The following is an 11981-nucleotide window of genomic DNA, read 5'->3' as shown; positions in this document are numbered from 1 at the left end:
TTAAATTATCGTATTTAATAAATCAAATTCAATGCAGATTTTTAAGGCATTTTTTAAGATTGTTTTTTTGGGTATTTTACTATTACCCAATCTGTCATCAGGGCAATCATTGACTGTAGTTCCAGCCAGCAATGCGGCATCTGTTCAGAGCATGATCTCCAATAATTTCCAGGGGAAGGGTGTTACAATAAGTAATATTACCTTTAGTGGTTCTCCATCTTCAGTGGGAACATTCACTTCCTCGGGCTGGAGTCAGGGGCTTGGTAGTGGTCTTGTAATGACGACAGGAAATGCTGCAAATGCATCAGGGCCTAATGACATCCTCAACTCACAGGGAACTTCTTTCACAGGCTCTGCAGGTGATGCAGATCTGAACCTCTTGATTGGAAATGATACTAAAGAAGCAACAACAATTGAGTTTGATTTTGTGCCTTCCGGAAATAAAATAACTTTTCGTTATCTGTTTGCATCAGAAGAATATCCTGAATATAACTGTTCCGCTGCCAATGATGGATTTGGATTCTTTATTTCAGGCCCTGGTATTGTTGGGAAACAAAATATTGCGACTGTTAATGGTAAAAAAGTAAGTATCAATACTGTAAATGACGGGACTGTTACCGACGGAATAGGGCTTTCAACAAACTGCGATCTAATACCTGGCAGTGGCAATTATTTTAATAATTCAGGAGCTTCGGCGGCAACTAGTGCTATTGCCTATGACGGCTACACAAAGGTCTTTGATGTAGACTATTCAGTCACTCCTTGTGCAACTTATCATATAAAATTAGTCATTGGAGATGCTTTTGATAAGTTGTATGATTCTGGTATTTTTCTGGAAGCGAGTAGCTTTTCTAGCCAGCCGTTCTCGGTTACAGTAACTGGTAATAACACAACGATCTGTGAAGGTAGCAATGCAATATTGAATGCCCCTTCAGGGTTTTACAGCTATCAGTGGAAAAAGAACGGATCAGCGATAGAAGGTGCTACTAATAATACCTATAGCGCGAATCAATCGGGAGATTATACGGTTGAGATCAAGAGAAACCAGTGTAATACCACGGCAGAAATAAGCAATACTGTGACGATCAATGTTCAGGCAGCGCCAAACAAATCGGTTACAGCTTCGACTACGAGTCTTTGCGTAAGCAGTAATATTGCGCTTACTTCCAATGCCACCAGCGGAACATATTCTTGGAATACATCGCCTGTAAAAACGACCAAAAGTGTATCCGTTACAACAGCAGGAACCTACGTTGCAACCATTACCGATGGAGTCTGTACTGTAAATTCAGATCCGGTAGTGATAACGGGGAACGATCATGTTATCAATTATACGAAAACGGATATATCATGTAACGGACAGGCAAACGGAGCTATAGACCTGGATGTAACAGGAGGGAAATTGCCTTATACTTATTCCTGGACAGGACCTTCGTCTTTTACTTCAACGGCAGAAGATCTGAGCCTGCTTGCTCAGGGTTCATATATAGCTACAGTAAAAGATGCCAATAATTGCAGTAAACAATCAGCTTCAATAGTAATAAATCAGCCGGCCGTGCTTACAGCAAGTGCAGTGGCAGGAGCAAAAGGAGCCATCAACCTGACGGCTTCCGGAGGAACAACACCTTATACCTACAGCTGGTCAAACGGTACTACAATTGTCAGTTCTGTTGCCAGTCCAACAGGTCTTGCAGCTGGTCCATATACGGTAAATGTCACCGATGCTAGAGGCTGTACTGCAACAGCAGGAGCAACGGTTTCTTCCGGTTGCAGCCTTGATGCAGGTGCGCTTGTTACCAATATTAAATGTCCGGGAGGAACGGATGGGGCAATCGTTCCAAGTATTTCAGGAGGAAGTACAAACCTGACTTATAGCTGGAAAAAGAATTCTGCAGCATTTGCGAGTGTAAAGGATATAAGTAATCTGTCACCAGGCTTTTATGAATTTCAGGTAACAGATAATGCGGATGGATGTATTAAAAATACCAGTTATGTTATTGCTGATCCGGTTTTCACTCTGGATGTTGTTTCTGCCGGATCGTCTTGTTTTGGAGCGGGAAATGGTTCAGCAACAGCGGTTATATCCGGAGGGACAAGTCCTTTTTCTTATACCTGGAAAGACCAAAGCCAGAACATAGTTTCAATATTGCCTGCTGTTAGTAATCTTAATCCAGGAAGTTATTCTCTAACAGTTAAAGACGATAAAAATTGTAGCCAGACTAAGAATTTTACAATCGGTAGCCCGGGAGAATTTACAGTATTGTTATCCAAGACCAATGTCAGCTGTAAAGGCCTTAATAATGGCTCAATCAATATGACAGTGGCAGGAGGTACAGCGCCTTATACAATACTTTGGTCAGGACCAGCCGGATTTTCATCCACAAACGAAGATCTTTCAGATCTGGCAGCCGGGGTCTACACAGTTTCGGTTACAGATGCAAATAATTGTAATGCCAGTTATACTACTGGAGCAAGTATAACGGTTTCTGAACCTTTGGCCTCTTTATCAGCAGTAGTGTCGGAAGGCTCAATAAGAGGAACAGCCAATATCACAGCTATCATGGGGGGAACCCCTCCATATAGCGTATTATGGTCAGACGGCCAGACCGGACAAAACGTAAATAGTCTGAGAGCTAATACAGATTATACTTTTACCGTTACTGATAGTAAAGGATGTACCTATACAGGTAATTTCAGTCCAAACCTTGGCTGTTCAATAGGAGTGGTTGTCAACCAGCAGACGGATGTGCTCTGTAATGGTGGTAGCACGGGAACAGCTTCTGTAACACCATCAGGCGGTTATGGTGGAACTTATACTTATCAATGGAAAAATCCTTCCGGAGGTAATTTTGCAACAACAAAGGATGTAACCGCTATGCCAGCAGGAACATATTCATTAAAAGTCACTGACCCTTCTGATAATTGCAGTGTTTCAATTAATGTAAGTATTCTGCAGCCGCAGGTATTGACAGTCAATCTGACGAAAACTGAAATCAAATGTAATAATGAGACCAATGGAGGATTCATATCTGAGGTCAGCGGAGGAACGCCGGTATATACATATGTTTGGAAAAAGGGTGGAACTGTGATTTCCGGAGTTCAGCCTCCGTTCAAAGTTCTTTCAGGTCAGGGTGCTGGTTCATATACTCTTACCATCACAGATAAAAATAACTGTACTGCCACTTCATCTGCAGCAACCCTTGCTAATCCCTCAGTTCTGAACGCAACTTCAACTGCTACAAATGTGGCCTGTAACGGAGGCTCAACAGGAGCAGTTACGCTTGCCATATCAGGTGGCTGGTCTCCATACACAGTTGCCTGGACTGAGGCAACTTCGGGATACAATGCTACTACCAAAGATATATCGGGTATCAAGGCAGGAACATACACAGCTGTAATCACAGACCTTTATGGCTGTACTAAAAATGTTCCCTCGGTGTCAGTTACACAGCCAAATATACTGAATGCGACAACAACACCGACACATCTGACCTGCTATGGAGGAACAAACGGTGCAATTGCTGTTACCCCTTCAGGAGGTACAACTCCGTATACATATGCCTGGTCTCAATTCGGAGCCACTCTTGCAACGAATCCGACTAGTCAGAATCAGACTGGCCTTAAAGCAGGACCTTACACAGTGACAATATCCGATGCAAAAGGATGTCAGTATCCTACTACAATTACCTTAACTGAGCCTGATGGGCCATCTATTATAGCTGCCACTTCTGCTACATTCTGTCAGGGTGATTCAGTAAAGCTCAGCTCTTCTGTAACAAGTTCCAATGGTACATATCAATGGACACGTAAAGTGGGCACAACTGTTACGACTCTTCCTGGAACAGGATCATTCATCTATGCAAAAATCAGCGGAATGTATCAGGTAAAAGTAACAAGAGCCAATGGCTGTGTTGAAACTTCCGCTCCATTCCAGGTAACAGTAAATCCTGTTCCGGTAGCAACAATTGTTCCTTCTGCGGTTGGTTTTTGTGAAGGAGGGGAAGTAACGCTTACATCCTCTATTACAGGCCAATCTTATGAGTGGAGGCTTAATAACATAATTATTCCTAATACAAATAACAGCCGTACCATTACTGCAAATGTCGGAGGTACTTATTCTTTATTGGTGACAACCCGTCTTTGTAATGCAGCTATAGTAAATTCTTCAATTACAAGATATCCTAAATTCACTCTTACAGCAACAGGTGTTAATACTACTTGTCCGGGAGCGACCAATGGCTCAATTACATTAGCAACTTCAGGAACTAATAATATTCCCTATGTTTATGACTGGCAGCATGTGGCGGGAACAAGCAATCCTGCAAATCAAACCGGACTTTCTGCAGGAGCTTACACTGTAACGGTTACAGATAATGTAGGATGCGTGGTGAACAATACAACAGAAATTAAGGAGCCAACCTTGTCTGTAACCCCGACAGTGACTAATAGCAGCTGTAATGGAGCCAACAATGGAAGTATTAACCTGAATGTGAATTTTACACAGGCTCCGGGCAATCCTGCGCCTCCATCCACTCCTCAGAATGACTGTTACAGCGGTTCGAAGGCAACGACTTATAGCTGTAGTCAAAGCTGTGCAAGAAATGCAGTTGCCAATGATAATATATCTGCAGCAAATAATGGTGTGAACGGTGAAACAATAATAGTTTGTATTCCTCAAAACACAAGCTTTAACGGAAACATCACGGTCAATAAAGGCGGAACATTAATCTTGCCTGCCAATTCTACCTATGCATCAGGCACGGTAACCCTTAATAGCGGAAGTACCTTTATTGTCTGTGGAACATTTAATCCGAGCGGTCTGAACATGAACGGTGGTACCTTAGTGATTAATGGCTTGTCAACACTACCTTATATCATCACCACAGCGGGAAGCACGATCAAAAACTACGGAACGCTGAATATGAACGGCTTTGAGTTGAGAGGTGGTACACTTGAAAATTATGCTACTCTTACCTGCACGGCAGGTGATGCCGTTTTACCAACCGGATATTCAGGTATATTGAACAATTATCATAACTTAACTATACGTGGTATTTACCTTAACTCTGCAACGGCTGTGTTTACCAATGGTGGTACTGTAACTGCCAGCAATACCGTATCCAATGCTGGTACAATCAATAACAACTGTACATTAAACATCAATAACGGAGCCACTGGCATTTTATATAACAATAATATTTTAAATAATGCGGGAGCACTGAATGTAACTCAACTTTTCTCGAGTACAGCAGGCGTAAGTGTTATCAATCATAACAAAGGTAAAATCACTGTTACCGATAAGATAGAATTCAAGAATCAGTTCAAACTTGCAGCTGGTACAGAGATTCAGACCAAAGACCTTTACATATGGGGAAATCTTAATGGTATCGGATCTTCCTGTGCTTCGGTGAAGGTAAGTGGCATCACTTCCAATCCAAGCTCAGGAACAAATATAGGTGAGGTCAACGGAAGGGTGGACATCTGTGATGCCAATGGTATAGAGACGAGAGGAACAGTAAACAGTCCTGCTACAACAGACTGCTCATGCACACCTGGCCAGGGTGTTACTTGCTCTGTTACCTGGAATACAGGTGCAACCACGAATACCATATCAAGCCTTGCACCCGGAACATATACTGCAAATCTTGTTTGTGCAGGTTGTTCTACTTCATATAATTATACAATTACCCAACCGGACGCGCTTAATGCTACAACCAATATTACCAATGTGACCTGTAAAGGCAAGAACAATGGTATTATTGTCGCAACGGTATCCGGCGGAACAGCTCCTTATACATTTGCCTGGACAAACGTAAGCGCACCTTCTGTAATCACCAGTACCGGAGCAACAAGTACTGCATCCTTACTTCCTCCCGGTACATATAGTCTTACAGTAACAGATTCTAAAAATTGCACCAAAACTGTAGGCAGCCTGGTCATTACAGAGCCCGCCCAGCTTGCAGCAACGGTAACAAAAACAGATGCAAGCTGCAAGGGAGGCAAAGACGGGACATTGACTGCTGTACCAGCCGGCGGATCTGCTCCTTATACATATTTGTGGAGCGGAACAAGCCAATCCGGTGTAACAGCTACAGCCCTGACAGCAGGAATCTATACTGTAACTGTAACGGATACCAAAGGATGTATAGCTACGGCAAACGGAACAGTCGGAGAATCGGAGACTCCTTGCGGAGGTGGTATTTGTTCTGATTTCAAATTGGACCTTATGGGAGTTTCACCTATATGTGCAGGAGCAACAAACGGAGCACTGGTAGCCAATGTATCGGGAGGTCAGGGAACAATAACCTATGACTGGAGCCATATCTCAGGTACAAATGACGGACCCAATGCAGGTCAGGTAGGAGCAGGCTCATATAGTGTTACAGTATCAGACAGCCGTGGTTGTACCCAATCCAAAACAGAGACTCTGAAAAATAATGATGTACCTTGTCCGAAACCATGTACATTGATTACAAGTATTAGTGGAACTGACAATACATGTCCAGGAGGAAACGTTGGTGCTGCCAACCTCATAATTCAGGGAGGAGAAGCTCCGTTTAAAATCGACTGGAAGCATATACCGGGAAATGATAATATAGAAGATCTTGTTAATTTAACCAGTGGTCCTTATACTGTGACCGTTACGGATGCTTCAGGAGTGTGCGCACATACTTCTACAGTGAGTATAAAGGAACCTGATTATCTGAGAATCTTTACAGGAGATATGGAATTGTGTCCGGGTACCACCACTGTACTTACCTCATCTTCTCTGGTAAACAATAGTTGGTCAACAGGCGCGACCACCAGAAGTATTACAGTAACAGCTCCCGGAACATATACTCTTAATATTGGACAAGGCTGTCCGGGTCTTTCTGCAAGCGTAACAATTACAGCAAAAACAGACTGTACGCCTCAAAAATTTCTATGTAATCCTACCGCATCGCCTATAGTAACCATTTCTGACTCCTGCGGAAAGGAACTGATCAATACTGCTATCTACAACGCACGTCAGAAATACACGACCTATATAGCAGATGTAAAAACATCCTTCCAGACGAAATACATAGATAAGTGTCTTTCTTCTTATGAAGACTTTGGGGTGAAATACGGAGATAAAGAACATCATTACACGCTTTATTATTATGATCAGGCAGGTAATCTTGTAAGAACTGTTCCACCTGCAGGTGTGAAGAAGATTACAAGCCAAACTTCTCTTGCTCAGATCAAAGTTGACAGGAAAAATAATCAGCGTACTGTGTTTACAGACCATACGCTCGCAACCACTTATACCTATAACTCATTAAATCAGTTGGTGGCGCAGAATGTACCCGATCACCAGACGATGGATATTCTTAGTACTGTATCTTCAAATAATGGCCTTGAAGCAGGCCTTCAGGTAACAGGCACGCAGTTTACAGGCAATGGTAACGGCTTCCTAACCGGTAATCTGGGAGGAAAAGGTTATATTTATTCTACAACGGATAATGGAAAGACCTGGTCCCTTCTGAGTGCAGTAGGAACCATGACCTTAAATGATGTGAATATCAGAAGTACCGGAGTAGGTTTTGCGGTAGGAGACAGAGGTACAGTATTGAAGACTACCAATGGTGGAGCAAACTGGACAATCCTTCCGATAGGAACAGCAGCAAACCTTATAAGTGTATACCTTTATGACGATAATACAGGTGTGATCTATGAGAAGTCTGGTATGATATGGGAAATTTCATCGGGAGGTACAACGATCACCCAGAATACCACGCTGAATACTCTGCTTGCGGGAAAAGAAGCGACAGATGTAAATTTTACATCCAATAACCTTGCTTACCTGACAGCAAATATTAACAACCAGGGATATCTGTACTCCAGCAGCGGTTCACCGGCAGGAAAGACATGGACAGCGATGACAGCAATATGGGCTAACACGCTTACCAGAGTGCAAATGCTGAACGCGAATTCCGGTATTGCAGCGGGTGATGATGGTACTATATTAAAATCAACCGACGGAGGAGCGAACTGGTCAGCTGTTGCCACTGGTATAAATGGCAGTGTAACAGATATGTTCTTCAGAGATATGAACCAGGGAGTGCTTCTAAGCGGAGGTAATATTATCAAAACCTCAGATGGAGGTAAAACATGGGCCAATGCTTCTTCAGCTGCCACAACTTATACGGATCTTGATATTCTTCCGAGTTATGTTGGATTTGCAGTAAAGAGCAACGGAGCTGTAGAAAATACGAGCAACGGTGGTTTGTCCTGGAAGGCAAAAACAAATCTGAATAGTTCCAAAACATATAGCGCTATCAGTACAAGAAGTGCTTCTGATGTATATGCCGGAGCAACTGATGGTTCTTTATATGTGTCATCAGATGGTGCTGGAACCTGGACTTCAATTGCCACTAATACAGCTGGCGGAGCTTTGCCAGTTTCAGCAATTGCTGCTATTCACTTTAAGGATGCGAGCAACGGATGTGTCCTTGCAAACGGTACCATATACAAAACAACTAACGCTGGCCCTTCGGGAACTACCTGGACCTCTATTGTGGGCCCGGGTGTTAAAGACATGTATTTCAATGATGCATCCAGAGGGGAAGCGATTTACACCAATGGAACAGTAAAAATCACTGCCGACGGAGGACAAACCTGGGCAGTTGCAGTAACAAATTTAACGGGTACAACTGATGCGAGGTCGATCCATTTCTTTGATGCTAATAATGGTGCTGTGGTTTCAGGTGACGGAAGGATCTATGTAACTGCAAATGCAGGATCTGTATGGACGGACAGAGGAGGCAAAGTGATACCAACTGCACTTAATGGTGTTCAGGTAACGACATCATCGACAACAGGTTATGCTGTTGGAACGGATGGTACTGTATTAAAAACGACCAATAACGGAGCATTATGGAAGCTGGCTCCGACAGGTGTGAGTTATAACCTGACGGATGTGTGCTTCAAGAGCAATACGGCAGGAGTGATTACCTCGTCTACAGGCCAGGTACTATACACGAGCACAGGAGGAGGCACAAGTGCTTCCGGCTGGTCAACAGCTCTTCCTGCGACACCTGCAAAAGCATTGTATAAGACAGCCCTTGCAGGAACGGATTTTTATGTAGCTGGCGATAATGGCAGCATCTTCAGATCTGCAGACGGAAGCTCATGGTCTCCGGTTGTATCAGGAATGATTGAGTCGATCAGAAGTCTGGCAATATCCGGTTCCACAGGTCTTGGTGTAGGAGTTGCAGGAAAGATTATCCGTTCAACTACCGCAGGTACTGCTGGTGTAACTTTTGCATCAGTGAGTAATGTTGATGCTCAGATCCTGTATGCAACGGATATGGTGAGCCCTGTGATAGGATATGCAGTGGGTAAGGACGGCGCAGCTGCAAAAACCAACAACGGAGGCTTAACCTGGACCGATCTGAATTCATCAACGAGAAGAACATTGAGATCAGTTGATTTTATAGATGCAAATAAAGGTATTGCAGTAGGAGATGCAGGTACGGCAGGTTCAACAGGAACGATTATTCGCACTGTTAATGGCGGTACAGATAACTTTACCGCTTCAGTTTCAGTGAGCCCTGCAGCGACCAATATCAATTTCAAAGATGTACAGTATGTGAATGAGAACCTTGCCTTTGCTGTAGGGGCAAATACGAGTAATCAGGGAGTGATATACAAATCTGTCAATGGAGGAGCAAGCTGGACACAGGAAAGCGTTACAGGTGCATCATCTTTGAACGCAGTTTACTTTGTAGACGCTTCGTTTGGATTTGCTGCGGGAGATGGAGGATCGCTGTTCAAGGCAAGTCTGAGCGGAACAACCTATTCCTGGACAAAGATTACGGATGGTGTAATAGGCTCAAATAATTTCAGAGATGTCCATTTTGTAGATTATAAAACAGGTTATCTGGTAGGAGATGGAGGGGTCATCCTGAAAACGATAGAAGGAGGTATAGCGACTACGTGGGTAAACAGAAGCATTAGTGGGAATACGAATACCCTGCTGTCTATGACATTCAGCGACAGGAATAATCTTGTAATCTCCGGAAATTCCAGCACCGTTCTTAAAATGGACGATGAGCGGGATACGTACAGCAGCAAAATGTGGTACGACGAGCTTGGAAGGATTATCGTGTCACAGAACACAAAGCAGTTTAACTTCAGTCCGAAACAAGGTTATAGCTATACTGTTTATGATAATCTGGGAAGGATTACTGAGGTAGGAGAAATCCTTCAAACACCTGCAAACAGCATTTCAACGAAAACCAAATCCAATAACGGCACTCAGGTTCCTACAGCAGCATTCCTTACATGGCTTGCTCAGGGAGACAAGAGGCAGATCACAAAATCATACTATGATGTAGCAACATTCACCATTCCTGGCTTAACTCAGGAAAATCTGAAGAAACGTGTGGCTTCTGTGACTTATCAGGAAGCATCAGGTACTGCTTATGACCATGCAACGCATTATTCCTATGATATTCATGGCAATGTAAAGAGCCTTGTACAAGATAATACTGCATTGACGACAGTCCTTTCAGGGACAGGAGAGAGCCAGCGTTTTAAGAAAATAGATTATACTTATGACCTGATCAGTGGTAATGTGAACGAAGTGGCATACCAGCAAGGTAAACCTGATCAGTTCTTCCACAGGTATGCGTATGATGCGGATAACAGGATCACGCATGCATATACCAGCGAGAATGGTATTGTATGGAACAGGGATGCGAAGTATTTCTACTATAAACATGGTCCTCTTGCGAGAACAGAATTGGGCCATGATAAGGCACAGGCAATGGATTATGCTTATACAATTCAGGGATGGGTTAAATCTGTGAACTCTGGAACTCTTGATGTAACAAGGGATGTAGGTAAAGATGCTAACCAGAATGCACTCACAGGAAAAGATGGTTTGAATAAGAATGTAGGTAAAGATGCTTATGGTTATAATCTTCATTACTTTGACGGAGATTATAAGCCGATAGGAACGATTTCTGCCTTGAATGACATGATACCTTCAGCAGCTGGAATTACTTCATTGAATACCGATGCACCGGGATTGTACAATGGTAATATCAGCCGGATGACTACTGTAATTACAGACGGCAATCCAACTTCGGCTACCTTTGGTCAAGCATTACCTCAAACAACTACATACAGATATGATCAGTTGAACCGTATCACACAGATGAAGGCATATAGCAGTATCAATCTTGCAACCAATGCATGGAATGCTGCAAATGACGGTTCATATCAGGAAACCTTTAAATATGACCCTAATGGTAATATTCTAAAGCTGAAGCGTAATGGAAAACTGGTAACGACAGGTACAACTTCACCATTAGCAATGGATGATCTGACATACAAGTATGAGACAATAGCAAATGGATATACCAGGAATACGAACAGATTAAGATCAGTAGGTGATATTGTAAGCAATACAAACTACGCTGATGATATTGATAATCAAATTGACAATAACTATGATTATGATGAAATAGGCAATCTGAAATTCGATGATCAGGAAAAAATAGCGAATATAGAATGGACAGTAAGCGGAAAGATTTCGAAGGTGACCCGTTCTTCAAGTAGCACAAAACCTGATATGGAGTTCAAGTACGATGCACAGGGGAACAGAGTTGCCAAGATAGAGAAGCCTGCAGCAACCAAAGGGGATGCTTCTACCTGGATAACGACGTATTATGTGAGAGATGCTTCTGGAAATGTAATGAGCACTTACGAGCTAAGCAAAAGTGCATCGGTGCAGGAGTTTTTCTGGAAAGAGCAGTCTGTTTATGGCAGCAGCAGACTTGGAATGGTAAATTTGAATAGAAATTTTACTACCTTAGGGGCGGTATCCAATACAATGTTTGCAACAAAAACAGGTATAAAACTGTTTGAGGGGAGCAATCATCTTGGCAATGTGCTTGCAACTTTCAGCGATCGCAAAATCCCTGTCGTTTCGGGTACGAATGTTCTTTCTT

At 42.9% G+C, this 11981-nt stretch carries 1 protein-coding gene; it reads left to right on the top strand.

Features of this window, described 5'->3' with window-relative positions:
- Positions 1-31: 31 nt before the first annotated feature.
- A partial coding sequence (locus J7604_RS17635) for a choice-of-anchor L domain-containing protein (protein ID WP_293898383.1) occupies positions 32-11981 on the top strand: 11950 nt, incomplete at its 3' end.

Source organism: Sporocytophaga sp. (assembly GCF_017745095.1).
Lineage (GTDB): Bacteria > Bacteroidota > Bacteroidia > Cytophagales > Cytophagaceae > Sporocytophaga.
The sequence above is the reverse complement of the archived record's forward strand: the minus strand, read 5'-3'. Positions and strand labels throughout refer to the sequence as shown.